The sequence below is a fragment of the Dyadobacter chenhuakuii genome, assembly GCF_023821985.2.
In the GTDB taxonomy this organism is placed as follows: domain Bacteria; phylum Bacteroidota; class Bacteroidia; order Cytophagales; family Spirosomataceae; genus Dyadobacter; species Dyadobacter chenhuakuii.
In genome coordinates, this window is sequence record NZ_CP098805.1 from 754,739 (window position 1) to 781,070 (window position 26,332).

Annotated in this window: 23 protein-coding genes and 1 riboswitch; of the genes, 6 read left to right on the forward strand and 17 right to left on the reverse strand. The window is 47.6% G+C overall.

Annotated features, from left to right (window positions below; genetic code table 11):
• The gene (gene thiC / locus NFI80_RS03150; RefSeq protein WP_235164924.1) at positions 1-1,881 is read right to left on the reverse strand and encodes a phosphomethylpyrimidine synthase ThiC; all 1,881 of its coding nucleotides are present in this window, start codon (positions 1,879-1,881) and stop codon (positions 1-3) included.
• A 43-nt stretch (positions 1,882-1,924) separates the two neighbouring features.
• Positions 1,925-2,128 carry a sulfur carrier protein ThiS gene (gene thiS, locus NFI80_RS03155; RefSeq protein WP_235164921.1) on the reverse strand — a complete coding sequence of 68 codons (204 nt, stop codon included), beginning with the start codon at positions 2,126-2,128 and terminating at the stop codon, positions 1,925-1,927.
• A 70-nt stretch (positions 2,129-2,198) separates the two neighbouring features.
• Positions 2,199-2,294, reverse strand: a riboswitch (TPP riboswitch).
• 142 nt (positions 2,295-2,436) lie between these two features.
• Here thiS and NFI80_RS03160 point away from each other — a divergent pair.
• Positions 2,437-2,940 carry a GNAT family N-acetyltransferase gene (locus NFI80_RS03160; protein ID WP_026629968.1) on the forward strand — a complete coding sequence of 168 codons (504 nt, stop codon included), beginning with the start codon at positions 2,437-2,439 and terminating at the stop codon, positions 2,938-2,940.
• Positions 2,941-3,387: 447 nt separating this feature from the next.
• On the opposite strand, the gene NFI80_RS03165 is transcribed toward NFI80_RS03160, so the two are convergent.
• The 6 genes from NFI80_RS03165 to NFI80_RS03190 all read right to left on the reverse strand — a co-directional run bounded on the left by NFI80_RS03165 (position 3,388) and on the right by NFI80_RS03190 (position 13,304).
• Entirely contained in the window at positions 3,388-4,494 is a 1,107-nt protein-coding gene (locus NFI80_RS03165; RefSeq protein WP_026629970.1) for a bile acid:sodium symporter family protein, read from the reverse strand.
• Positions 4,495-4,559: 65 nt separating this feature from the next.
• Entirely contained in the window at positions 4,560-5,492 is a 933-nt protein-coding gene (locus tag NFI80_RS03170) for an RraA family protein (protein ID WP_233797787.1), read from the reverse strand.
• Positions 5,493-5,556: 64 nt separating this feature from the next.
• Positions 5,557-6,828, reverse strand: a complete 1,272-nt coding sequence (locus tag NFI80_RS03175; protein ID WP_235164919.1) for an amidohydrolase/deacetylase family metallohydrolase — start codon at positions 6,826-6,828, stop codon at positions 5,557-5,559.
• Positions 6,829-6,985: 157 nt separating this feature from the next.
• A complete protein-coding gene (locus NFI80_RS03180; RefSeq protein WP_235164917.1) occupies positions 6,986-8,545 on the reverse strand; it encodes a SusD/RagB family nutrient-binding outer membrane lipoprotein in 1,560 nt (519 codons plus the stop codon).
• Positions 8,546-8,569: 24 nt separating this feature from the next.
• On the reverse strand, positions 8,570-12,004 hold the full coding sequence (locus NFI80_RS03185; RefSeq protein ID WP_235164915.1) for a SusC/RagA family TonB-linked outer membrane protein: 3,435 nt from the start codon (positions 12,002-12,004) through the stop codon (positions 8,570-8,572).
• 196 nt (positions 12,005-12,200) lie between these two features.
• A complete protein-coding gene (locus tag NFI80_RS03190) occupies positions 12,201-13,304 on the reverse strand; it encodes a FecR family protein (RefSeq protein WP_235160192.1) in 1,104 nt (367 codons plus the stop codon).
• Between the two features lie 185 nt (positions 13,305-13,489).
• Between NFI80_RS03190 and NFI80_RS03195 the strand changes: the two genes are divergently transcribed.
• Both NFI80_RS03195 and NFI80_RS03200 read left to right on the forward strand, forming a co-directional pair.
• Positions 13,490-13,723: a type II toxin-antitoxin system HicB family antitoxin gene (locus tag NFI80_RS03195; RefSeq protein ID WP_235160193.1), complete on the forward strand. Its 234-nt coding sequence runs from the start codon at positions 13,490-13,492 to the stop codon at positions 13,721-13,723.
• Positions 13,723-13,914 (forward strand): type II toxin-antitoxin system HicA family toxin, encoded by a 192-nt coding sequence (locus NFI80_RS03200; RefSeq protein WP_235160194.1) that lies wholly within the window; start codon positions 13,723-13,725, stop codon positions 13,912-13,914. The genes NFI80_RS03195 and NFI80_RS03200 overlap by 1 nt, the downstream gene beginning before the upstream one ends.
• 21 nt (positions 13,915-13,935) lie before the next feature.
• Here the strand turns inward: NFI80_RS03200 and NFI80_RS03205 are convergent, their stop codons facing one another.
• From NFI80_RS03205 to NFI80_RS03245, 9 genes are all read right to left on the reverse strand, one after another.
• Positions 13,936-14,547: an RNA polymerase sigma factor gene (locus NFI80_RS03205; protein WP_233797793.1), complete on the reverse strand. Its 612-nt coding sequence runs from the start codon at positions 14,545-14,547 to the stop codon at positions 13,936-13,938.
• Positions 14,548-14,899: 352 nt separating this feature from the next.
• A complete protein-coding gene (locus NFI80_RS03210) occupies positions 14,900-15,370 on the reverse strand; it encodes a RidA family protein (protein ID WP_235160353.1) in 471 nt (156 codons plus the stop codon).
• 27 nt (positions 15,371-15,397) lie between these two features.
• Positions 15,398-16,894, reverse strand: coding sequence for a PQQ-dependent sugar dehydrogenase (locus tag NFI80_RS03215; protein ID WP_235160195.1), 1,497 nt, complete (start codon positions 16,892-16,894; stop codon positions 15,398-15,400).
• 19 nt (positions 16,895-16,913) lie between these two features.
• Positions 16,914-17,342, reverse strand: coding sequence for a c-type cytochrome (locus tag NFI80_RS03220; protein ID WP_235160196.1), 429 nt, complete (start codon positions 17,340-17,342; stop codon positions 16,914-16,916).
• A 125-nt stretch (positions 17,343-17,467) separates the two neighbouring features.
• Positions 17,468-19,210 carry a PQQ-dependent sugar dehydrogenase gene (locus tag NFI80_RS03225; RefSeq protein ID WP_235160197.1) on the reverse strand — a complete coding sequence of 581 codons (1,743 nt, stop codon included), beginning with the start codon at positions 19,208-19,210 and terminating at the stop codon, positions 17,468-17,470.
• A 37-nt stretch (positions 19,211-19,247) separates the two neighbouring features.
• Positions 19,248-20,498 (reverse strand): amidohydrolase/deacetylase family metallohydrolase, encoded by a 1,251-nt coding sequence (locus NFI80_RS03230; RefSeq protein ID WP_235160198.1) that lies wholly within the window; start codon positions 20,496-20,498, stop codon positions 19,248-19,250.
• A 44-nt stretch (positions 20,499-20,542) separates the two neighbouring features.
• Entirely contained in the window at positions 20,543-21,763 is a 1,221-nt protein-coding gene (locus NFI80_RS03235) for an aminotransferase class V-fold PLP-dependent enzyme (protein WP_235160199.1), read from the reverse strand.
• A 189-nt stretch (positions 21,764-21,952) separates the two neighbouring features.
• A complete protein-coding gene (locus NFI80_RS03240; protein ID WP_235160200.1) occupies positions 21,953-23,053 on the reverse strand; it encodes a lactonase family protein in 1,101 nt (366 codons plus the stop codon).
• A gap of 49 nt (positions 23,054-23,102) precedes the next feature.
• A complete protein-coding gene (locus tag NFI80_RS03245; RefSeq protein ID WP_235160201.1) occupies positions 23,103-23,855 on the reverse strand; it encodes a carbohydrate-binding family 9-like protein in 753 nt (250 codons plus the stop codon).
• Between the two features lie 186 nt (positions 23,856-24,041).
• On the opposite strand from NFI80_RS03245, the gene NFI80_RS03250 reads away from it, so the two are divergent.
• The 3 genes from NFI80_RS03250 to NFI80_RS03260 all read left to right on the forward strand — a co-directional run bounded on the left by NFI80_RS03250 (position 24,042) and on the right by NFI80_RS03260 (position 26,319).
• Positions 24,042-24,344 (forward strand): hypothetical protein, encoded by a 303-nt coding sequence (locus NFI80_RS03250; RefSeq protein WP_235160202.1) that lies wholly within the window; start codon positions 24,042-24,044, stop codon positions 24,342-24,344.
• Between the two features lie 148 nt (positions 24,345-24,492).
• Positions 24,493-26,028: an MFS transporter gene (locus tag NFI80_RS03255; RefSeq protein ID WP_235160203.1), complete on the forward strand. Its 1,536-nt coding sequence runs from the start codon at positions 24,493-24,495 to the stop codon at positions 26,026-26,028.
• A 39-nt stretch (positions 26,029-26,067) separates the two neighbouring features.
• Entirely contained in the window at positions 26,068-26,319 is a 252-nt protein-coding gene (locus NFI80_RS03260; protein WP_235164913.1) for a DUF6814 family protein, read from the forward strand.
• Positions 26,320-26,332 lie beyond the last annotated feature (13 nt).

Sequence of the window (26,332 nt, forward strand, 5' to 3'; positions counted from 1 at the left end):
TTATAAGTAAATCTGACTGCCCAGACTGGCGAATTCCCGCGATTTTTCCTCCATGCCTTCCGCAATCGCCTCTTCGTTCAGGCCATTTTCGTCCGCATAGTCGCGCACGTCCTGCGTGATTTTCATGGAGCAGAAATTGGGTCCGCACATCGAGCAGAAATGGGCGATTTTGGCGCCTTCGGCTGGTAATGTTTCGTCGTGGAAGGATTTGGCCGTTTCGGGATCGAGGGAAAGATTGAACTGATCTTCCCAGCGGAATTCGAAGCGGGCTTTGCTCAGTGCATTATCACGATATTGCGCGCCCGGATGCCCTTTTGCGAGGTCAGCGGCGTGGGCTGCGATTTTGTAAGTGATTACACCGTCCTTCACGTCCTTTTTGTTAGGCAGTCCCAAATGCTCTTTTGGCGTCACATAACAAAGCATTGCCGTGCCGAACCAGCCGATCATGGCTGCACCAATAGCAGACGTAATGTGGTCATAACCAGGTGCAATGTCTGTTGTTAAGGGCCCTAATGTATAAAATGGCGCTTCCTGGCAATGTTCCAGCTGCTTCTCCATATTTTCTTTGATCAAATGCATCGGCACATGGCCCGGACCTTCAATAATGGTTTGCACGTCGTGTTTCCAGGCAATTTTTGTCAGCTCGCCCAAGGTTTCCAGCTCGGAAAATTGTGCGGCATCATTGGCATCTGCAATGCAGCCCGGACGCAAACCATCACCCAGCGAAAAGGCCACATCATAAGCTTTCATAATCTCGCAGATTTCCTCAAAATGAGTGTAAAGGAAGTTTTCCTTGTGATGCGCCAGGCACCATTTGGCCATGATTGAGCCGCCGCGGGAAACGATACCCGTGATCCTTTTGGCCGTAAGCGGAATGTAACGCAGCAAAACGCCGGCATGAATCGTGAAGTAATCCACTCCCTGTTCGGCCTGCTCAATGAGCGTGTCGCGGAACAATTCCCAAGTCAAGTCTTCGGCCTTACCATTTACTTTTTCCAAAGCCTGATAAATCGGAACGGTGCCGATTGGGACGGGCGAGTTGCGGATGATCCACTCGCGGGTTTCGTGAATGTTCTTGCCAGTCGAAAGATCCATGATCGTATCGGCGCCCCAACGGCAAGCCCAAACGGCCTTTTCGACTTCTTCCTCAATGGTGGATGACACCGCGGAGTTGCCAATGTTGGCATTGATTTTAACCAAAAAATTACGACCAATGATCATCGGCTCGCTTTCCGGATGGTTAATGTTCACTGGAATCACTGCGCGGCCGGCTGCCACTTCGGAGCGCACAAATTCGGGTGTGATGAAGTTAACCGGCGTATTCGCGCCAAAGCTATGGCCGCGATGCTGATGCGAAAGCGAACCAGCCTTGCCATTTGATTCCAATAAATGTTCCTGGATACGCTGGTTTTCACGGATTGCAATGTATTCCATCTCGGCTGTGATAATGCCCTTTTTTGCGTAATGCAATTGGGATACATTCGCACCCGGCTTGGCACGGAATGGCTTGGTAATGTGCGCAAAGCGCAGTGCATCCAGCGACGGATCCGAAAGTCGCTGCTGTCCGTATTGCGAGCTGATGCCTTCCAGCTGCTCCACATCCTGCCGTGCTTTAATCCACTCTGCACGCAACGCAGGCAATCCTTTTTTTACATCGATTTCAATATTAGTATCTGTAAAAGGGCCACTCGTGTCGTAGACCGTGACAGGCGCATTTTTTTCCACCTGGCCTAGCTTTCCATGCAAACGCGTGTCGGTTAGTGCAATTTCCCGCATCGCAACGGACACATTGTGCAGGCTGCCTTTTACGTAAATTTTCCGTGAATTCGGGAACGGGTCGGTGGTCACACTGCCGCTTTGTGGCGTTTTTTCGGTTTTCATAAAATGTTGGATTAAGGATAAAACAAATGGGGAAGAATGGAGGCTAGCCGCCTTGCGTGGCTGTGATCAGCATGACGCGGTCGTGCGGCTGCAACGGGTGGTCTGCCCACGCCGTTTTAGGGATAACCGACTGGTTTACAGCGACAGCAATTCCTTTGGCAGGATCCGGAAAAAGAGCAGAAAGTAATTGCTGGACCGAGAGCGGTTCAGAAAATTCACGCGATTGACCGTTGATGATAATTTCCATTCTGAATAATGTTTTTGAGAAAAACTTCAGGAATGGACCTTTTGGAAGAAAGATACATTGAGATACAATAGCAGTATCTCTTACTTTTCCCTTCGGCAGTACTAACTGCATCAGGTTCAAAGGGTATTATCTCAGTCCGCATTTCGGGACACCCCTAAAGTTTGAACAAAGCTATCGCAAAAAATGTATTTTCAAAAATTAACCAAAGAAAACACGGCGAAACGAAGCAATAGAAGCACTTTTATTTTAAGAATTATCGGGTAACTTTAAGGTCATATTTACCAATTATATCGAACCTACGTTACTTGATGGATCTTATTATCAGAAGCGCTGCTCCAAAGGATTTGCCATCCCTGTTAGAAATTATTAATCACGCCATTCTTAACACCACCGCGATTTACGATTACGAGCCCCGGACGCTGGACGAGCAACGGGAATGGTTTGAGAAAATGTTCAATGACGGCATGCCCGTGATTGTCGCGGAAAGGGAAGGAAAAGTGATTGGTTACGGCTCTTACAATATTTTCCGGCCGAAAATAGGCTACAAATTCAGCGTAGAGCATTCGATTTACCTTGATGAAAAATCAAGAGGCCTAGGTGTAGGAGGGAAGCTGTTAGGCAGTTTGATCCAGCGCGCCCGAGAATCCGGCCTGCACAGCATGATCGCCGGCATAGACGCCGCCAACCGCGGCAGCATTGAATTTCATAAGAAATATGGGTTTGTGGAGAAGGGGTATTTGAAGGAGGTTGGATATAAGTTCGACCAGTGGCTGGATTTGGTGTTTATGCAGTTGTTGTTGGAAGAGGATTAAGGAATAAATCGCGGAGCGATGTAACATTGGCCGCCCCCGCGCGGTAGGAAAAAAGGATAGATAAAATAGACGCAAATCCCGGAGGGATGTAATATTGGCGGCCGCCGCGCGGTAGGAAAAAAGGATAGATAAAATAGATGCAAATCCCGGAGGGATGTAATATCGGTAGCAAAAAATGTAGATAGAAAAAAGAAAATCCCGGAGGGATGTAACAGCGTGCACGTTGTTACATCCCTCCGGGATTTTCTTTTTGGATACTTTCTTGGATGGCTACCGATATGTTATCCCTCCGGGATTTCTATTTTTAGATCCGTTCGTGGTTTGCTACCGCCCGGCGGCCGCCGATATTTTATCCCTCTGGGATTCCTTTGTTCGGCATACGTCTTTGCTAACGCTTTTGCGGATATCACGTTCGCTACCAATATGTCATCCCTCCGGGATTCCCGTTCAATGCGCCCTTCCGGTCTCCACGTACGTCTCTTCATCTCCCGTCGGTTTGCCTTGCCACCAGGATGCTAAAATTGATCCGGTAATGTTCATTAACGGCCCGAAAATCGCGGGTGCCAGCCCTACGGTGGCCATTTTTCCCATTTCTTTCGCGATACCAGATGCCAGACCGCCGTTTTGCATTCCTACTTCAATGGCGATGGTTCGGCAGTCGCGTTCGCTCATTTTGAAGAGGCGGCCGGACCAGTAACCTAATGTGTATCCCGATAAATTGTGGATTAGTACGAGCAAGAGCAATGTCGGTCCGATGGTGAGGAGGCTGTCTCTTCCGGCTGCGGTGATAATCACGATGATGAATGCGATGCCGGCCATGGAAACGATGGGCATAGCGTCGTCGAGCCACTTGGCTTTGCCGCTGAAAAACTTGTTAAAAAGCAATCCGGCGCCGATTGGGATGATGACCATTTTAATGATGTCCCACATCATGTGCAGGGTGTCGATTTGTACAAATGCACCTGCCAATGCGCTCATTAGCAATGGCGTCACGATAGGAGCGAGCATGGTGGAGATCGCCGTGATCGTGATCGATAATGCCAGGTTTGCTTTGGCCAGATAGGAAATTACATTAGATGCCATTCCGTTTGGTGAACAGCCGATGAGGATAATTCCGGCTGCGATCTCGGGTGGGAAGCCGCTTAGGTTAGCCAATGTGAATCCAATGGTTGGCATGATGATAAAATGGCTTACTACGCCTATTAGCACGCCTTTTGGCATTTTTACAACCCCTACAAAATCCCCGAAGCTCATTGACGTCCCCATTCCGAACATGATAATCTGGATCAAAGGCGTAATTAAGGCGGCCAGCTTGAAGCCGTTTACGGTTTGGAAATGTTGCGGATAGTAAAGTGCGGTGGTTACGGCGGCGAAAATGACGGTTGTATAGGTAAAACCTTTCAGTTTCTCAAAACCCCTGAAACTCACGGCTAGCGCCAGGAAAAAAGCAATAAAGAAGGGACCAGCTTGCGGCAGGTTTCCGGAGAGCGCCAGAAAAAGCGCAACGAGCAGACACAGACCTGCGACACCAGCGAGTAGCTTGTAAACATTCATATAATTGTCGTTATAATGCTATTGAAAAAAGAACGCAAAAGTGCCCTGGCATTTCACTAGGAAGGTTACCAGGTTCTTTTCTTCATGTATTCGTCCAGTTCGGCGCGTTTCATCGGGATTTCCTTTGGATTGCTGTCCAGCCATTTCAGGAATGCTTCTTTGAGCTGATCGGTCCATTGGTTGTCGATCTGGCCGGGGGTGAATTTGCCTTCGCGTAGCATTTGGAGGGCGAATTTGTCCCTTAATGTGAGGAATTCGGCGGTTAGGATCACTTTTTCGGCCATGTGCGCCGGAATGAAGATCACACCTTCTTTTTTAGCAAGCACAATGTCTCCTGGCAATACAATGGCGCGGCCAATGCGGATTGGCGTGTTAATGCCGGTCAGGAAAACGTCTTTTAAGAACGATGGGTCAAAATCTCTTACAAATGCATTGAAACCCTCGATCTTGGAAAGTCCTTCCAGGTCGCGGACGGATGCGTCGAAAACAACGCCATTGCCTGATTTTGTAAAAATGGATGTTCCTAAATTGTCGCCGATCAATGTTCCGCTGGCGATCTTGCCGAAGCCGTCTGCTACGTATACGTCGCCTTTGGAAAGCTTATCGATGGGCCAGGAATTGGTGTTTCCTAACATGCCGTTTTTGTTGCCGCGGTCTTTTACGAGCTTTTCAACGTCGGGGCGGGAGGGCATGAACTGGGCGGTTAGTGCCCGGCCCGTGATGACGATGTCGTCTTTCAATATTTTCCAGTTTCCGTCGAACTGGCAGTTGTAACCTTCATTTTGCAACACCACCCACGCTTCTTCAATGGAGATATTTTTGGCGCGGTTAATGAGCTCGTCGGAGACTTTAGGGCGGCCGTCAGGGAAGCGTTCGCCTTTCCATTCGGAAGTGAGGAACATCAGTTCTTCCTTAGGCATCATTTGCGCCTGTGTCGTTTGCAGACCATTAAAATTGAGGGCTAAAAGGGCTATTACACCTAAAAATTGTACTCTCATGTTTGAAAAATAAAATTGCGGCAAGATAAATGTCAAAGATGCATCGAATGGCTTATCATTCAAACTATCTTTTGGTAATCACGAGCGGTTCGGTGAGGCCATTGAGGTCATAAACGACCTTTCCGGCGCGGATTGTCACCTCAGCTTCGAGCTTTTGTTTTCCCTGGATCTTGGTTCCTGTGTAATCCCAGAAACCGAATGTTCCTGTGTCGTTCAATTGGAATTTACCATCCAGAACCCTCAAAACAGTCACATCTGCACGCGAGCCAACTGAAAGGTTTCCTAGCTCCTCGCGGTGAATGGCTTGTGCAGGCGCCCAGGTGCTGGCTTTGATCACAGCCGGAAGATCCATGCCCATAGCCAGGAATTTGGACATAACATTCAGCATATCTTTCATGGCATTGTTCATGCTGCCGGTGTGAATGTCGGTGCTGATGGTGTTGGGATAAAAACCACTTTTAACGGCTGGAATGGCTTGTGAAAAGGCGAAGCTTATGCCGCCGTAACCCACGTCAAAAAGAATCCCTTTCTTACGCGCGTCGTAAACGAATGGCTTAATTTTGCCCGTAGCAATGTCCAGAATCGGCTCCCGGCTGCTGAGCTGGCCGAAGCAATGTGTGAAAATATCGCCTGGGCGCAGGTATTTTGTAAACAATTCTTGGAGCGGTAAAACGGGCTTGCTTCCGCCGAAATCAACCATCACAGGCACATTAGCAAGCTTTCCGGCTTCCACGGCGCGTTCGGTGGGCGTCCAGTTGTAACCGTTGTAATGTGCGAGTTTTATGCCGACAATGTAATCCGGATTTTCCTTCACCACTTTTGCCGTCGCAGCTGCGTCCATATCGTCCACATTCTGCTCGTAAGTGCCGCCACGCATGCCTTCTCCTACAATGTTCAGGAATGCGAGCACGCGGGTTTTTGAAATGTCAATGGTTTGTTTCTTAAAATCAGGAAAAGACTTCCAGCCCGCGCAGCCCGCGTCCACAACGGTGGTAACGCCCGTGCGGAATGTGAAGCCGTCCGGTGGCAATGCATTCGGACCATTGCTGTAAGTCTGGTCCATCTTGGTGCCGTAAAAGTTGTGGGAATGCATGTCGATGAGGCCGGGCGTTACGAAAAGCCCTTTTGCATTCACGACCTGCTTGCCTTCTTTGGCATCGATGTTCTTGGCAACGAGCATGACGGTGTCGCCTTTGAGGGCCACGTCCATAACGCCGTTCACATTGTTTTTGGGGTCGATAACGTGGCCGCCTTTGATCACCACAGAATATTGCTGGGCGTTGGCGGCGCATGCAAATAGCAGCGCAAAACAAGTTAAGCGTAATTTCTTGTTCATGTTTTCAGGATTAGGAATATGGGCATTAGATAGTTAAAGGAATTCTCGGCTCGTTTTTAATGCTACAAGTGTGTTTAATGTTAGAGCGCTGGTTATGAATAAATCAGACTTCCGGGTTTGTGGCCTGGAAGTCTGATCGTGCATTGTTTTTTAAAAATTATTTATCCCACCAAACCATGCTCGACAGCGTATTCGTGCCGCCTTGTCTGGTTCTTGCTTCGTAGAAATTGGCCTGGTTATACTGCTCTTCCGAATCAGGAATTACAAAACGGGTTGGGATTTTTCCGCCGGTGAGGTTACCAGGATAGTTGGTAGGCGTCAGCTTAGGGTATCCGGTGCGTCTCCAATTGGACCAGATTTCATATTCATCTTCCAAAAATAGCGCGACCCACTTCTGCGTGCCGATCTGCTCCATTTTTTCAGCCAATGTTCCGGTTGCTTTAAAGGGATTTGCTTTCAGGTAAGCAGCGATTTTGGCATCGGAAATGACACCGCCTGCACCAAATGCAGCCCATTGCTTCATGCCTGATGTTACCGCACTTTCATATTCCGCAGCTGGCGTTGTAGCCGAATACCAGCCTCTCAAACCAGCCTCAGCAAGCAGCAAATGCACTTCCGCAGGGGTGAAGACCAATAAAGGCGCATTGTATTTCAAAATCGTATTCGGATTTGGCTCGGAGTAAGAATCAAAATCTGCGGGCAATGAGTTGAAAGCAGCATTAGGCATTCCTTTTTGCAAAGCAGTAGCTGTGTCGGCAACGTAAGGAGCTGTTGCAGAAGCTTTTGTCCAAACCACAGAGATTACATTCAAACGCGGATCTTTGGTTGTTTTCAAATGGTCAACCAATGTTTTGGCCAACTTTCCACCTTCCACATTGTCACCGCCTGGAGAAACATAATCTGTCGCCATGAGGCCCGCAGCGATGAAATTTCTGCTGGCTGTAATGGAGCCGTCCACGTAAGCGATCGTCGCCATATCCGTATCAGATGTGATCACACCGCCTGCAATGGCCTTTTTTACCCAGGTTTCAGCGCTGGCCGGATCCACTTCTGTCAGGCGCATTCCGAGGCGGAGCATCAGCGAGTAACCGAATTTTTTCCATTTTGCAATTTCCCCGCCGTAAACCAGGTCCGCATTTCCAAAAGTAGGTTGCGCCGCATCAAATGCATTGATCGACTCGTCCAGCTCTTTCAGCATATCCGCGTAAATGGCTTGCTGCGTATCGTATTTCGGTGTGAAATTCTGGCTGGAAAGTGCTTTTCCTGCGTCAAAATAAGGAATGTCTCCGTATAAATCCGTCAAGCGATGGAACAGATAAGCTTTCCAGATCCGCGAAACGGACAGCTTGTTTACGTCGGCAGGATTTGTTGAAACAGCTTCAATAACCTGCGCAATGTCAATCACCGCACCCTGAGAAACCGGATCGCCGCCATACAGCTGCCAGCTGCCCTGGCTGTAACCGAAATTGAAATATTTGTCACCCGCGCCAGGCACTTCCTTATAAGTTGCGAAATGCTGCATCGAACCGCCGATCGTCAGGTAAGCCGCGCCGGTAAAGTTGTTGCTCACCGTCACAAGTTGCGCCCTTGTGAAAAGGAAGCCGGGCACAACTTCCGTCGAAGCATTGGGGTTAATGTTCATTTCTTCAAATCCATTGTCGCAGGAGGCAATGAACAGGGCCGGAGCCAGATATAGGACTTTTATCAAATTTTTCATATTCACTAAAATGCTTTTTAATGATTAAAACTTCACTGTAAGGTTCACACCCAAACTCCTCGTTCTTGGAACCCCGAATGCTTCCAGACCTTGCGCATTGCCATTAGTATAGCTCGATTCCGGATCGAAATAATTGTTGCGCTTGTCTTTGTAAAGCAGCAGCAGGTTACGGCCAACCAGCGACACCGAAGCAGATTGCAGTTTCAGGAATGACATTTTGCTCACATTCAGGTTGTAGCTCAAAATCACCTGGCGCAGCTTCACGAAATCGTTGTTGAAAGTGAAGATTCCCGTGTAGTTTTTGTCATTGTCATAATAAGTATCCACATCCTTTTTCTCCCAGGTTTTGGTAAAAGGAGCACCCTCAGGCGTTACGCCCGTTACCGTTACACCCGTTTCGCGGCCTGGCAATGTTTCTTTTGGCAAACCAAAACGATACGCATACTGATACATGTTGGAGTAAACCACGCTTCCGAATTTACCATCGATCAGGATGTTCAGCGAGAAGTTTTTGTATTTGAAATTGTTCGTGATACCCATCGTCAACGGAGGAATACCATTGCCTAGTTTTTCCAGATCACCTCTTACGGCATATCCGCTGGCTGTGTTGAAAACCACATTTCCGTTGCCGTCCGTTTTCTTGTTGTAACCCCAAACTTCTCCGTAAGTCCCGCCGACAACGTTATTGATCATACCGCCGCCTACACCAAGTCCAATGCTTAATGTTTTCAGGTTATCAGCCAGTTTCACGATCTTGCTTTGGTTGTAAGCCATGTTGTAGCTGATATCCCACGTAAAATTATTCTTGCGAAGCGGAGTTGCAGTCAGCAAAAGCTCAACGCCTTTGTTGCTCAGTTCGCCCACATTCAAAAGTGCCTGCGTATATCCTGATGACGATGCAATGTTGCTTTGCACAATGTCATTAGTGGTCTTACGATTGTAAAAAGTAAGGTCAAGACCAAAACGGTTGTTCAGGAAACGTGCTTCCAAACCAGCTTCATAAGTGGTGGAAGTAAGCGGACGCAAATCAGGGTTAGGAACCAATGCCGAAGCCAATTGCTGCACCGGACGACCATTGTGACCGCCTTGTGCCATTTGATAGCTTTGGTAAATCCGGTAAGGATCAACGTTTACAGCACCCACCTGCGCCCATGAAGCACGCACTTTGGCAAAACTGATCGCCGAAGGCATATCAATAGCCTCAGAAAGAATCACCGTTCCACCAACTGCGGGATAAAAAATGCTGTTGTTAGATTTGTTCAAAACAGAAAACCAGTCCTGTCTGCCCGACATGGTCAGGTAAGCCAATCCTTTGTAACCCAAATCCACCGATCCAAACACCGAGTTAATGCCGCTTTTCAAATATCTTGGCGTCGTTGTTGTCGTTGCAAGGTTGGTAAAGCTGTAAAAGCCTGGAATTGTGAACTCCGCGCCTCTGTAAGCCATTTCGTCGTAAATGCTGCGCTGCGTGTTACCGCCGAGTAATGCCGAGAAGCTGAAATTTTCAAACTCCTTGTTATAGTTCAATGTCAGCATGCCGTTGGTTTCAGACGAAGTCGTACTGTTGGATTCGTATTTTCCAAGCGGTTCGAAAGCATTGGCCGTGGGCACGATGAATTCGTATTTGAAATTGTAGTAATCCTGGCTCACGCTTCCTTTGATGAACAGGTTATCAAGGATATCGTAACGAATGTTGGCCTGTCCCAGAAAGCGATTTTTACGGTCGTCGTTTTTGAATTTATTAATGACAAAATAAGGGTTTGGTGCAGCCGGAACCGGGTTCCATTCCAATTCTTTGCCTGTAACGGCGTCATAACCAGGAGAAAGGCTTCTGATATCCACCGTGTTGGCGATCAAATGTGTTGCCCAGTGCGGGTTGTAATCTGCATAACCCACTTTCGGACGGTTGTGGCCGTCTTCAATGTTGTATTGAACAACCGTTTCGATGCTCAGTTTTTTACCCAAAAATGCATTTACGTTCAAATTCGCAATCCTTCTCGTGAAGTCCGAGTTAGGGACAATGCTGTTTGATTTTGTATTGTTCAGACCAAAACGAAAGTTGATCTTGTCATTTCCACCTGTGAAGGCAATGGAGTTAATGTAGTTCGTTCCCGTTCTGTAAAAGTTCTTAAGATTGTCTTTCTGAGGTGAATAGGGGCGCATCTGGCCGTCAAACTGGATCACATCCGTGCCGTCCATTCTTGCGCCATATGACAAGCGTCCTGAGCTTTTTGCCTGCGTTTGCGTCAGTGGTTTTACACCGTCCACACCTTGCCCGAACTCATATTGCCAGTCCGGAATGATCGCAAGGTTCTCTGTTGTAAAGTTGCTGTTGAATTCCACACCAATGCCTTTTTGCGCGCGACCTTTTTTAGTTGTGATCAAAATAACACCATTACCCGCACGAGCACCGTACAAAGCTGCTGCCGGTCCGCCTTTCAAAACGCTGATCGATTCAATATCGTCCGGGTTAATCCCGCCGATTCCGTCCCCGCGGTCGGTATTGTTACCATTTCCGTCAGAAGCATTGCCACCGCCCGGAACGCTGTTGTCCATCGGCATACCATTGATCACATACAAAGGCTGGTTGTTTCCGCTCAAAGAACCATTACCACGAATGATAATCCGGCTCGATCCGCCCGGTCCTGTCGACATCCCCGTTGCATTTACACCGGCGATTTTACCTGTCAATGCATTCGCAACGTTGTTTTCGCGGGCCTGTGTGAATTCAGAACCTTTTACTTCGGTCACTGCATAGGCAAGTGCTTTTTTCTCTTTGGAAATACCCAAAGCCGTTACAACAACCTCGTTCAATGCTTTCGCTTCAGGAGCAAGCTGAACCGTAATGGTTGTCTGCGTTCCGACTGCAACTTCTTGTGGCGTGTAACCTACAAAGCTGAAAATCAGCACTGCTGACGCTGCTTCTGCATCCGGAATGTCCATCGTAAATTTTCCTTCCGCGTCCGAAGATGTTCCGCGCTGGGTGCCTTTTACCAAAACACTTACACCCGGAAGACCCGCGCCCGTTTCATCCGTAACCACACCTGTAACATTGCGTTTCGGTGCTTCTTTGGAGGAAGATCCTGTTTCAGAGGCTGCCGTTTCGCGTTTCAGAATGATACGGTCCTGCACCACTTCGTAAGTCACTTTGTGCGGAGCGAGGATTTTGCCCAGCACATCGGATAATGCTTCGTCCTGGAATTTGAATGTATATTTCTGTGCATTGAAAATCTGCGGGTTATACATAAACTTAACCTTGGTCACATTCTCAATTTTTTCCAGTGCCTTGTCAATTTCGGCATTGGCTAAACGCAGCGTTACTTTTTGTTCTAAAACCCGCTGACCGCGTACGTCATTGGCTTGCACGAATGTGCTGACGACGATAGCGAGGATAGCTTGATACAGCGTAATGCGCATGATTTTCTGTAAAGCATGATGAATTTGTACTGTTTTTGACATAATTTTGATTTTTGTCGGATTAAAATTTGGCATTAATTGATTCCCACGGCCGCTGCGAGGCGATAACCGTAAGAAGAAACAAACAGGGGATTAACGGAGCCGGTGGTGTTGCAGCATCATCGGCTCATTTTTTAGGGGACTGGTAGCAGATCTCGTCATAGGCATTGTCAGAATTTTAGGGGATTGGTGAGGAACGTTAGTAACAACCTTTGCTGGTAATGATAATGCTGGCATCCAGCTGTTCATATTGGGCGCCTATCGTTTTACAGATCAGGTTTATTTTTTCAAAAAGCGGTTCGTCGGAAAGGGATGCGGTCAGATAGCAATCCTTCATTACATCGGCATCGTGAATGATCTTCACGCCATAAGATTTTTCCAGCGTCTCAAAAACATCGGTAATAGGCGTGCCTTTGAATTCAAATGACTGGCTCTGGATCGGTAATTCAAGCAGTTTCGGGTCCGGAATCAGGCTACGTGTGAGGCGTAACTCTTTGGGGGCGAATACGATCTGTTGATTTGGTGTTAACACCATTCCACCAAGCTTATCGTCCGCCTGCTGCGTTGCGATGGCTTCTTTGGTCATCGGAAATACAGAAACTTTTCCTGTTTTTACTACAACCTTCACTTCCTTATCGCCTTCAAATGCGCTCACTTTGAAACTGGTGCCTAACACTTTGGTCGCCAGTGTATGTGCGTATACATAGAAGGGTTTGTCCGGATTCTTGGCAACTTCAAAAAACGCTTCCCCGCTCAGGAACACTTCTCTCTTATTTCCTTCGAACCTGGAAGGGTAGGTAATACGGCTATTGGGTTGCAAAAGCACCGAGCTTCCATCCGCCAAAACGATCAGCTGCGCCTTGTCCGTCACATTCTCAGCCTTCACCAACGGCTCCTTAATCTGGCTCAGGATCACCTTATACTGGTCTGACTGCTGTTGTGAAGGCGTTTGCTTGTTAAACCACCATCCCGCAAACATCAGCAGCAATACGGAAGCCGCCATATTATACCAATTGGGCCTGAAAAGCTTTCTTATACCCGATTTCTTCGCCTTATTTTCGCCAATCGAATGTGAAAGCCGGTAAATCTCATTTGCAATTTCATCTTCGGAAATCTGGTCAAATGCCGATTTGGTGTTATTCAGAAAGTATTTTGCTTTTGCTACAAGCTCTTTTTTATCCGGATTAAGTTCAAGCCATTCAGCCCAGAAAATGTCTTCTTCGGGATCGTTAAACAACGTCCAGCGTCTGAACGATGGATCGGCTGCGAGTTCCTCCGGAAGAAAATTGCGGTAATTGTGCATATAGGGCAAATAATTGTATAGCTATTTTATTTAAGGATGCACTTTCCTGCGGTCAATACTCTTTTTTTAGAAATTATTTTTTGAGGGAAGCCGTTTTGAGTATGAATGTTCTGAGACGTAAAGTTTGTGAGATGGCGTTTTAATGTTTAGTTTTAATTCTGTTTTAAACCACACTAAACATTCATATGAAATTCACAGTATTAATATCAAAGGGCGAGGAATTCCTGATCGGACGCATCAAGGAAATTCCATCTGTCATGACGCAAGGAGAAACCATCAACGAAGTGATGGAAAACATCAGCGACGCGCTCAGTCTATATGCCCAGGATTCTTTCGAGAGTTTGCCACAAGATGATCAATTCATTGAGGATGAGATCTATGGCGCAATTATCTCTACGAAAGAATTAGAATTTGCCTGATGTCAATAAAAAGAAACGAACTAATCAGGCATCTTGAAAATCACAGTTGTTACTTAAAAAGAAACGGGGCAAAACATGATCTTTACTCCAATGTCCTCAACAGCAAACAAACCACAATTCCGCGGCATCCTAAGATTGACAAGCACCTTTGCGAGGCGATATGTAAGCAATTGGGGATTGAAAAAATCTGATGAGCTTAATCAATAGCAAGGCTAACCATTATTCACAAAAACCAGCAGCATCAGGCTTGTTACTGCGCGGATATGGGTTTTTAGAGAGGATATGGCTTTGAAGAGGAGGTTGGCGACGGATTGGCGGTTGACTTGCATGAGGTCTGCAATTTGCTCATTATCCATTCCTTCGAAATATTTGAGGAAAACGGCTTCTTTCTGGCGGCGTGGAAGTTCTTCTATGGCCGAGCGTACTTTAATCTGGTTTTCAGAGTATATTTCACTTTGCTCAATCTGCGTTTCGACAGTCTGATAATCTGACATCTGCCCAACTTCTTCAATGTCCAGCAGTGAATTGGCCGGATTGTTTTTCCGGAATTCTTGCAGCAACTGATTGCGAAGCGCTTTCAGAAAGTAAATGGAAACAAACTGAATGTGAATTGTCTCGCGCTTTTCCCAAATGTGGATCAGCAATTCCTGAATGGAATCCTTGATAAATTCCCGGTCCGACGTGAAGCTGGTGGCGTAGTTGAACAGCGTGCGATATTGCTTATCGGCAAGCTGACAAAATGCAAGACTGTCCCCGGCCTGGGATTGTTGCCAGAGATTCAGAAGAATTACATTCTCCTCAGCGATGCGTTGTCGTTTGTTCAAATCTTATTGGGTCAGGCAACAAAGAAACTGCTTAATCGCTTAATTTTAAAATATAACACCGACTTTATTTTTTATTTTAAAATTAGATTCGGCAAAATTGGATTATGCCAGAATAAAGATTTGATTTTGGGGGAGGGGGTTATTGTTGGCCGGTCGGGCGTTACGCAGACCGGTTTAGCATGGTGCCTGCCCTTCGACTCCGCTCAGGGTGACAGGGCAGGCACCATGCTAAACCAGCCCTGTCACCCTGAGCGGAGCCGAAGGGCATACCCCTGCGACACTAACAACTGCCGTTGTCACCCTTAGCGGGCGGCCCCGCCCGGCGGCCGAAGGGCAGCACCATGCTATCCTCCTAGATATAAGCAATACAATCAATCTCCACCAACGAGTCCCCCGGCACTCCACCATAAACAGCCACCGTCGTCCGGCAAGGCGGTTTTGAGCCGAAACGGCCTTTGTAAGCCTCATTCATTGCCTTATAGTCATTCAAATCGTTCAGGAAAACACTGCATTTCAACACTTTCTCCATTGAAGAACCGGCTTTGATCAATTCTTTTTCCAGTTCGTCCAGGACGTGCTTGGTGTGGGCGGTGATATCGCCTTCGAAGTGGGCGCCTTTGCCGGCAATGAACACCATATTATTGAACTTGGTATGGCCTGAAAACAAGGGAACATCCTGATACATAACAACATCACCGACTTCCTTTTCGGGCGCTGGCGCAGCAGGCGTTTCTGCGATTGCTTTGGAAGCAACGCCAATTCCGGCTACTCCGGCAACTGAGGCGAATAATTTTTTAAGGATTGATCTTCTTTCGGACATGATAGTATAATTAAGTTATTAACGAATGTATTATGATCTTTTTTTCTTGCTCTTTTTAGCCATTTTCTCGTTCGCAGGCAGCGTCACTTTCCAAATGCTTCCGCCCGATTTATTTCCGCCCTGCTTGCCGCCGTACTCGATAATGTAAAGCGTATTGCCAACAAGCAATGCATCCGTAGGCGAAGTAAAACCGTCGATGATGCGGGTGGTTTTAACTTTGTAATTGTCTGAGGCTTTGTCGTAGGCCATTTCGAGGTGTAACAAATCCCGTCCTTGCTTCCTTAGCGGACTTGGATTAGCGACCCCGTTTCTTGGTCCGCCCGTGTAACGGATGACAAAACCGTCACCGGTAAGGTCTTTGCCCAGCGTATTTTTAGTATCAAAAAACAACCCAAGCGGGGAGGAGTGCGCGTTGAATGTGCTTACGCCCACGCCCGTGGAATCGCCGTCGTAGACCTGGCCGGTTTTGCGGTCGCGGTACTCGTTGGCGTCCGGGCCCATGTTCTGCACGCCTGGGCTGAACTTCACGCCCGCGGGGCGTTTCGGGAAATTTGGGTCATTGTGAAAATACTTCATCAGCCAGGCAAAAGCAAATTTGCTCAGGAAAGGATCGGTGTCCGGATTGGGTTGATAATCTGGAAATTGCTGCGGATTATCGATGCCGCCCATAACCCACGGAAAACCGTAATGATGGCCCTTGCGCACCCAGAACATATCTTCGGAATGGTCGTAATCACCTGAATTGGAGACTGCGAACAGATTTCCTTTCGGATCAAAAGCCATGTCATATGCATTGCGGATGCCTTCTGCGTAGAGATAGCCGTCGGCTTTTAATTTTTGTGTATCGGTGGAAAGCAGCAAGTCTTTGGCATCGATCGGGAAGCGGAAGATGTTGGCTGTTAATGCATTATCGCGCGCATTTGGATATTCACCGCCGTTGTCCTGCACTTCGCCGTGATCCGTTCTGGCGCCGGTGTTTACGAAAATATATTTGCCATCCGGACTGATTTCCAACGCGTTCCAACCGTGGTCAAATGTCGTTTTGTTGGCACCATATTCCACCGTATTGAAAACAACCGTCATCGCAGGCTTTTCAGTTGAGTTCGTATCTACGCCAGCTTTCAGCTCATAACGAACCATGCGGCCTTTGTTCCCTTTGTTGTTGTTGACATTAATGTTTCCTGCCAAAAACAATGTATTCCCTTTGAATGCCGCACCTTGCAAGCGCGTAATGCCGTGGTCTTCGGCGCTGAGGATTTTCTTACTTTCGGGCTGACCGTTGTTGGTGACGATCTTTAATACATCGCCAAAGAACGTCGTATAATAAATTTCCCCCGTGACCGGATGCTGAATGATCCGCACCGCTTCCGGCTCAATTTTCATGTAGTGCTCAATGGTAATGTCGTCGCGCAGTGATTTCGGCGTGCTTGTGACGGTTTCTTTGGGCTGCGCAAATGCATGTCCTGCAATGGTGGCAAGCAGCAATGCAGCGACTTTGGGTTTGAAATAACGGCTAATAGTCAGCATTTTATCCTATGGGTTCAGTTTATTCAGTTTTGCCTAAATGACGGATGTAGGCCACGAGCTGCCAGCGCTGCTCGTCGGTGAACACATCTTTAAATGGCGGCATGTTACCCCTGCCGGTGGAGATTTTCCAGAAAATGGCGCCGTCGCTCTGGGCTTTTACCAATGTGTCGTGAAAATTAGCGGGTTTCTGCCCCAACGCGCCGCCCGCTGCGCCGTCACCATAACCAGCGTCGCCGTGGCAGGTGGCGCAGTAAAGTGTGAAAAGTTCTTCGCCCTGCGCCAATGTCAGCGGTTCCTCGTGATAGGGACTTTTCAGTGTGTCGGCCCAGGCGGGTGCTTTCCAGGGATCCTGGCTGACGTGCGGATTGAAAGGCCCGGAAGAAAATCCAGTCAGAATAATTCCGGCTAAAACGATAAAATTTGCGGCTAAAATCTTATTTTTAAACATCAAATGTAAAGAAACGTGATATAAATAAATGTCTGATTTTTCTCCCTCCAACCCCTTAAAGGAACACTCAATTGCCGGAGAGTAATATCCACTTAAACGAGGTTGGAAGGAGAAAAACGTTGTTGCTAATTTGTTTTTTCAACGGCTGCTCTGACTTTCGAAACTTCATCAGCAGAAACGGCGCTGGCGGTGTTTCCAAAATTACTGCGGATATGCGTCAGAACTTCTGCGATTTCTTCATCTTTTAAAAAGCTGTGTTGGGGCATTACATTGTTATAGGATTGCCCTTTCACTTCCAACGGCCCTTCCAGCCCTTTGAGCAATACTTTTATAAGGCGTTCCTTGTCTCCGGTTACCCATTCGGCACCGCCCAAAGGTGGAAAACGCTGCATATCGCCCATGCCGTTTCGCTGATGACAAGCTGAGCAGTAAACGCTGTAAACCTTCCCACCGGCGACGGGCTTATCCTTGTCCAGGTTGTCGGCAACTTCGTCCGGCGTGCGGATGTTGGACATGGATTTTCTCTTTTCCATTTTGACCAAAGCCGTTTTTGTAAATTTCTTTTTATCGCCTTTGTAAGTCACTTTCCAGATCTTCCCTTTTTCTGTCTCCGCAATGTAAAGCGCACCATCAGGACCAATCGCCAGGCCCATTGGTCGATAAACCGCGTCGCTGACATTCACAATCGGATCTACGCCAGCAAAGCCGTCTGCGAAGACCTCATAATCACCTGCTGGCTGGCCATTTTTGAAAGGAACAAATCCAATAAAATAGCTTGACTGCGGGTAAGGAGCGCGGTTGGTAGAACCGTGGAATGCGATAAAGGAGCCGTTTTTGTAGCGTTCCGGAAAATGGTTTCCCTGGTAAAACAGAATGTCATTCGGAGCCCAGTGGCCAGGAAAACCGATCAGCGGTTTTTCATACTCGCCGCAGCGGCCCACTTCTTTCCCATCACCGCCATACTCAGGGTTAAGGATCTTTTTGCCCTGCATTTGATCCCAATAACAATAAGGCCAGCCTGCATGCGTGCCCTCTTTGATCCGTAAAAACTCCTCGGAAGGAAGCATAGCGCTTTGCCAGGGAGAAAAAAGCTGCGGGAACAGGCGCAATAAATCGTCCCGGCCATGCTGCAATGCATATAAATTATTATCAGCAAAATTCCAGTCGAGCGCCACTACGCTCCGCAAGCCGGTCGCGAATTTCAGGCCGTCTTTCTGCAACTGACCTTTCTTATTCGCGTCAAAACGCCAGATCCCGCCGTGATCTTCGAGGATAGGGCAAGGATCGAGGCCGCTGGATGAGGGGATTCGGTTATCATCCTGACAGGCATTGGAATTAGCGCCAAATGGCACATACATAAATCCTTTGTCATCAAATGTGACCGGCTTTGCAATGTGCTCGTGCATGCCGTGCGCGTGGTCGTCGGTAAGGATTATTTCTTCCTCGCCAGACGGAACAAGCTCGCCCGGATTCAGTTTGTAACGTGAAACAATCAGTTCTGAACTGAAATAAAGATATCCTTTGTAAATGCGCATGGCAGTTCCGTAAACACCTTCACCGTCACGTCCACCAAAATGTTTAATAATGTCTGCACGGCCGTCGCCATTGGTATCGCGCAGCGCAATCACGGATTTCCCTTTTCCGGAAAAACGCGCTTTTACATAAATATCACCATTGTCATTCACGGCAATGTGGCGGGCGCGGCCGGGCAGGCTGTCCACCACAACGGTTGCTTCAAAGCCGTCCGGTAGGAACAGGCCGCCGTTCTTGTCATTAACCACGTCACTTTGCCGGTCACTCTTATGGGTAAAACCCAATGCAAAAAGCAGCAGAAGCGAAGCTGAGAGTTTGAGAGAATGGTAGCGCATTATTTATAGAGGAGTTTAGGAATAACAGGGTCAGCAGCTATTTCAGATAGATCGGCTTGGCAATGCCGTTGAGGTCGTAGACGATCTTGCCGCCCATGATCGTCATCTCGCATTCCAGCTTTTCTTTTCCTTCCATTTTATAACCGGTTTTATCATAAAAACCAAAATTGCCCTTGCGCATCGAAAATATGGCGACATCTGCAATGGCATTCTCTGAAATGTGTCCCAGGTTTTCGCGCTTGATCACCTGCGCAGGTTCCCAGGTGCTGGCCTTAATCACCGAAGGCAGATCCATGCCCATCACATAAAATTTGGACATAATGCTCAGCATGTCCTTCATGGAGCCGTTCATGCTGCCCGTATGCAGGTCGGTGCTGATGGTGTTGGGGAAAAAGCCTTGTTTGATGGCAGGAATAGCCTGTGAATAATTGAAGCTCGCGCCGCCGTAGCCGACGTCAAAAATAATCCCGCGCTTGCGCGCTTCCAGAACGAACGGGCGCACTTTCCGCGCTTTTTCATCTACAATGGTTTCTCTTACATTGCCTTCCAGCAAAGTATATGCGTGTGTAAAAATGTCTCCGGGGCGAAGGTGTTTCAAAAACAATTCTTCCAATGGCAAGGGCGGCGTGCTTCCGCCAAAATCGATCATGACGGGCATGTTGGACAGCTTGCCCGCCTTCACAGCATTATCGACCGGCTTCCAGTCATTGCCCATGAAATGTGCGACTTTAAAGCCGACCACATCATTCTTATTTTTCAGCGCGACGCCCGCAGCCAGCTCGGGGTTCATGTCGCTGGTATCCTGTTCCCAATTTCCCCCGCGCATGCCTTCGCCTACAATGTTAAGGAAGGAAAGAACGCGCGTCTTGGAATTAAAAATAACATTCTTTTTGAACTCAGAAAACGAATCCCAACCCGCACCGCCGGCGTCCACAATGGTCGTAACGCCTACGCGGAAAGTGAAGCCGTCGGGTGGTAATGCAACCAAACCATTACTTAAATAATGGTCTGGTTGCGTTCCGAAAAACACATGTCCATGAATATCAATGAGTCCGGGCGTGACATACATGCCTTTGGCATCCACAACCTGTCGGGCTTCCTTAGGATCGATGTCCCTGGCAACCTTCTTGATCTTTCCTTCAAATATCCCTACATCCATGATCTGGTTGAGGTTATTCTTAGGGTCGATGACCGTTCCGCCTTTGATCAATATGCTGTAAGTCTGCGCATTAACGGCGAGAGTTACACTGCATATCAGGAAAAGGATAAGCAGGGATCTGTGTTTCATTTTTTATAGGGCTTAGGAATAGGTATTCTTGGTAATGCAAAATCTTAAACAACTGCCTTTGATAATTCTTCTTTCAGGCGGGCGGCAACTATTTTTTCCTCCCCGGGTTTCAGGCACCAGGTTGTGATGGTTAATGTGTTGTTTTCGCCGGGCATGATCTCAATGGAAGGGTTGCCGTTCCGCATGTTTTCCTGCAACAATTTCACAGGCAGGCTCACTTTGGCAGCGTCCCAGGAAATGCGGAGGGTAGGCGTATGGTTGCCCAGTTCCGGAGCAAATGTCTCAACATTGACACCAGCCACGCTTTTTGCCGCATTGCTGATCAGTGCCGCGCGGTCTTCCCACATTTTCCACTCCTTCTTGTGGTCCATTTTCACGAACTTTTCCAAAGCCACATACATGCCCAGGATCTCTTCTTTATTCACCTTCATACCGCGCCCGATCGTAGAGCCGCGTGGCGGCATGCTCAGTCTGGCAGCGTCGATAAGGTGTTTTTTACCCATCAGTATGCCTGCACTTTGCGGTCCGCGCATGGCTTTACCGCCAGAGACGCACACCAGGTCAAAGCCCATATCATTGAATCGCCAAAGATTTTCAACAGGCGGCACATCCGCAGCCATGTCTATCATCGTAGCAATGCCATTTTTCTTTGCAATTTCCACCCATTGCTCATGCTTGATCTGCCCTTTGTCCGACTGGATATGCAGGAACCAAAGCAATGCAGTTTTTTCATTAATGGCCTTTTCCAACTCTTCAACCGTCTCAACCTGGATAATTTTGCAACCTGTGTTGGTCAGCGCGTGGGAGTAGCCAATGTTATGGCCTTTCTGGATGATAACTTCGGATTTCATGCCCGTTCCTTCCAGATGCGGCAATGCTTCCACCCGCTTCTGATCCATTCCGGTAAGCACACCCGCAAGTCCTAATGTTAATGCAGAAAAGCATCCGGCAGTAACCACCGCAGATTCGGCATGCGTTAATGCAGCAATTTTTTCACCAACCTTGGTCTGAACTTCGTCCAGCATCATGAAATTCTGGGCAGCGCCCTGGATCGTTTCTACCACTTCGTCCTGCATGAGCGAGCCGGTCATAGCCGTGTAGGTACCCGCAGCATTAATAAAAGTTCGGATCCCCAGCTCCTTTACAAGGTTCCTCGCAGGCAGCTTAGCCGCGAAAGTTGCAGCTTCTGCACTGCCGTTCCCCAAAAATCCGCCTATTAGGGGCACAGCGGACAAATGTTTGATTAAATCTCTACGGTTTATCATGATATTGGAAAGGACTTGAAAAGTGTTAAGGGCGTTAAAAATCTACGATGAAAGCATCAACATATCAATGATGCAGGAAATGCATGCTGATACTCTTTTTTGTAAGATTATTTTTTTTAATTATTGAAAATTAGAAAATAAACTTTGGTCAATGTAAATATTGACGCCCTTTTTATTCCGGCTCAATTCCTAATCGATAAACAGCTGCTTTACACATACGGGCGTAGGAATGCTGATCTCCTTGCTGGTATAAGTCAGTTGGCCTGTTTCTGCATTTCTTTTGAAAAACACCACATTATCATTGTCGCGATTGGTCACCAATACAAGCTCACCTTTGGCATCCACCAGGAAGTTGCGCGGGTGCTTTCCGTGCGTTTCGGCATGCCCGGCGACGGTTAATTTGCCGGTTTTGGCATCTACTGCATAAATAGCAAGGCTTTCATGTCCCCGATTGGAAGCGTACAGGAATTTGCCGTCCGGCGAGAAATGAATGTCAGCGGCAAAGCTTTTTCCCGTAAAATCCGCAGGAAGCATCGTTACCCGCTCCATAGGCACAAGCGCGCCGGAATTCTTAACAATTTTGAAGGAGTTAACAGCCGAACCCAGCTCGCAAGCTGAGTAACCGAAATTGCCATTAGGATGAATAGCAAAATGACGGGGGCCATCACCGGCCTTCACTTCTGCATAGGGAACGGCTCCGGGCGTGAGCTTGCCTGTTTTGGCATCAACGCTGTATACCATGATCTTATCGATGCCAAGATCCGAAGCATAGATGTATTTGCCATCCGCCGAGGGGATTACCGAGTGCATATGTGGTTTTTGGGACGCTAAACCTTTGTCCTGAATGCTGTCGGCCACTGCGCCGATTGTGCCGTCACTATTGATGAGGTAAACGCCTAGTTGCCCGCTTCCGTAATTGGAAACATACAAAAACCGGCCTTTCGGATCTACGCTGACGTGGCAGGCGCCTTTGCCGAGCGAGGGTTTGGAATTCATTGTCGTCAGTTTTCCGGCGGCGTCAATGGCATAAGAAGAAACCGTGCTGTTGCCTTCGTTAGCTGTATACAGGAATTTTTTGTTAGGATGGAATTCCAGGAATGAGGGGCTGTTTTTATTCACCATTACCTGTATTTCTTTGAAAGACAGGTTGCTTCTGTCAAATTCGTAGACATAAATACCCTCACCTTTTTGGGTGTAAGTGCCAATGTAAAGAATTTCTTTTCCGGATTTTTGTGCAAATGTCATGACTGCGGATAATAGGCAAATGAATGTTAAAATTGTATTGCGCATGGTTCAGGAATTTAATGTTTGGATCAATGTTAGGAGTGGCAGCGACTTGCTATTCAAAAATCAAGGTGCCGAATTTGTTAAACTCGTGAAAGCTCCCGCCTGTTTTCTGCCACGAGTAATAGGCGGTTTCTTCATCATAATCAATGCGGTAGAAGTTCCCGCGCCACTTGGTCCCGGACTTTGGTGCGGCTGTTACCATAGGGCTCATCAATGCATAAGGGATAAAGAATTCGGCTTTCCAGCCCTCTACTGAGGCCATGCTCTTCTTTTGGCCTCCTTGGGCGCTGGTGGCATGTTGTACGCGGTTGCGGTCTGTGTAATGCCAGGCTTTCCATCCTTCTGTCCGGCCTTTTATGTTGGCAATGATGATGGGAAGTTCGTAATCCAATGGTGAAAGCTCGTATTCCAGATAAATGGGCACTGTGGTGTCCGGCCAGAGAAAAACTTCCACAACATCCTCTTTAAACAGTAAACCATAATCCTCCATAATGGTCGCAGTCAGTTTTTTATCGGTGCAGTCGAAGAGGAAATACATTCCTTTTTCGGAGTAGAGGATTTTTACTTTGGTGGGAAATTGTTTTCCCGGCGCGGGCTGGTTCGGACCTTTCTGGACCGTGATGTCAAAAGCCTTTGCAGTGGCCCAGTTTGCAGCACTGCCTTGCCCGTCTACTTTAAAGTCGGTCGTTTTTTTGATCACCATGGAGGAATCCGGGATTGCGGCATGCGCCTGGGCGCGAGGAGCAATTGCGCCCGTCAAAATGCCCGCCCATAGAAAAAAGGGGACGATTTTTTTCAACATCATTGTATGGTTTAGGAATGGAATAGGGGCTGCGGGAAGCAGGTTCCGGCAATTTCCTCAGGTTTTTAGATATTACCAAATGATTATTTTCCATAAGTCCCCGATTTTCCAGACTGCGGCACGCTTTGGAATGATTATTTAACAATTGGCACATATCAATCAACTGAAAACCATTTAACTTTTAGCATTATGATACGCGAACGAGGAGAACCCGCAATAGCTGATACCAGCAAACCCATTCTGGAAGCACCGGTAGTTCCGGACTTTCCAACAAATACACAAAAAACCCGCGCAGTAGCCGATGATCCGGAATTGGTAGGCGGTAATGATGACGACGATCTGGATGGCGACGACGATGCAGATGATGTCCTGCCACAAGATGTCCTAGACGATGATGATGACAGCCTGCTCGATGATGAGGAGCCTGTGATCATTGACGGGGACGAGATTATCGACCGTGAAGATGACGATGAGGACGACGACGTTTTATAACGATCCGTCCAATAAATTGATTTAAATAAATATAGCCTCTGGATTTATCCAGGGGCTTTTTTATTGATATAATGAGTAATGATACCCGTCCCAAGGCTTTTCCAGCTAATTCAGGAAGAACATCTTATCCTCACCTTTACCTAAACCCATGCAGTCCACAGACAAAAATGTTACCCAAAGCATTACCCAGGTAATTGCTGCTTCTTCTCTTGGTACTTTAATTGAATGGTATGATTTCTACATTTTTGGCAGCCTGGCCGTTATCATCGGGCAACAACTTTTTCCCAGCGACGCAGGCGCATCCGCATTAATCAACACATTGGCCATCTTCGCCGCCGGCTTCATCGTGCGCCCATTCGGGGCATTGGTTTTTGGTCGGTTAGGTGATCTCATTGGCCGGAAATATACATTTCTGCTGACCCTGGTGCTAATGGGCGGTTCCACATTTCTGATTGGATTGATTCCCTCATATTCAAGCATCGGGTATGCAGCTCCGATTTTAGTTTTGATCCTTAGACTGGTGCAGGGCCTTGCGCTGGGTGGTGAGTATGGCGGCGCAGCGACTTATGTGGCGGAGCATGCACCGGTTGGCAGAAGAGGATTTTTTACGAGCTGGATCCAGACCACGGCAACATTGGGCTTGTTTCTTTCCCTGGGTGTTATTGTGCTCACCAAGAACATGTTAGGTGCCGAAGCGTTTGCGGACTGGGGCTGGCGTATCCCATTCCTGGTGTCGATCTTGCTGGTGGGCGTTTCGATCTATATCCGGATGAAAATGCATGAATCCCCTGTTTTCACCAAACTGAAAGCGGAGGGTAAGGTTTCTACCAATCCTCTGAAAGAGAGTTTTCAGAAGAAAGCGAATTTCAAAATGGTGCTGCTGGCATTATTCGGGGCCACAATGGGGCAGGGGGTGATCTGGTATACCGGCCAGTTTTATGCCCAATCGTTTTTGGAAAATACTTGCAAGCTGGATTTCAATGAATCGCGTTATGTGCTGCTTTGGGCCATTTTATTTGCGACTCCGTTCTTTGTTGTGTTTGGTTCGTGGAGCGATAAAGTGGGGAGGAAATGGATCATGCTTACCGGAATGCTGCTGGGGGTGATCTGCTATCGCCCTATTTACCAATATTTTATTGACGCAACCAATGTTAAGGAATTCCAGAAGACAGAGTTGAAAAGTGCTTCGGATCCGGTTGTTGAAAGGACTTTACTGAACGATACCAAGGATTCGCTGATCACAACCACCGTATTCAAGACACTCAACAACGGAATGACGTTTAAGGAAGCAAAAGTCGTGATCATTCCCGACGATGTGCTGGCGCCATTGCCCGAACCGCAAACGGTGATCAAGGACGTGACGCTTTCGGGGTCATCTTATATTATCATTATTGCGCTGGTTTTCTTCCAGGTTTTGCTGGTAACAATGGTTTACGGGCCTATTGCAGCTTTTTTGGTGGAATTGTTTCCTACCAAGATCCGCTATACTTCCATGTCGCTTCCTTACCATATTGGAAATGGCGTTTTTGGCGGTCTGGTTCCGTTTATCGCTACATTGGTTGCTTCGTTCAGCGGCTCTACGCCATTATCCGGACTTTGGTATCCGATCGGCATTGCTGCGCTTTCCTTTGTAATCGGGGCGGTTTACATTAATAATAAGGGAGATGAGAACGTGGCGGATTGAGTTTTTGATTTGTAAAAAATATTTTAAAAATAGCTTAATATGAATGCTTTAAAGAAATATCTAGGCGTAGTATGGATGCTGCTGGGGCCCATTATCATTATGTTCCTCTTTATGCAGGCCATTGAAAAAATAGGATTAGCAGCGGAGGGAATTGCACGAACAAACACAACATTGCAATGGTCAATCATCATCCTGATCTTCATCCCCATTTGCGCGGGACTGGTGATTTTCGGCTACTACGGCTGGAAAGGCGAGTACGAAAAATTGCCCGGAAGCTCGGCTGATTTATAGGAGGGAGGATTGC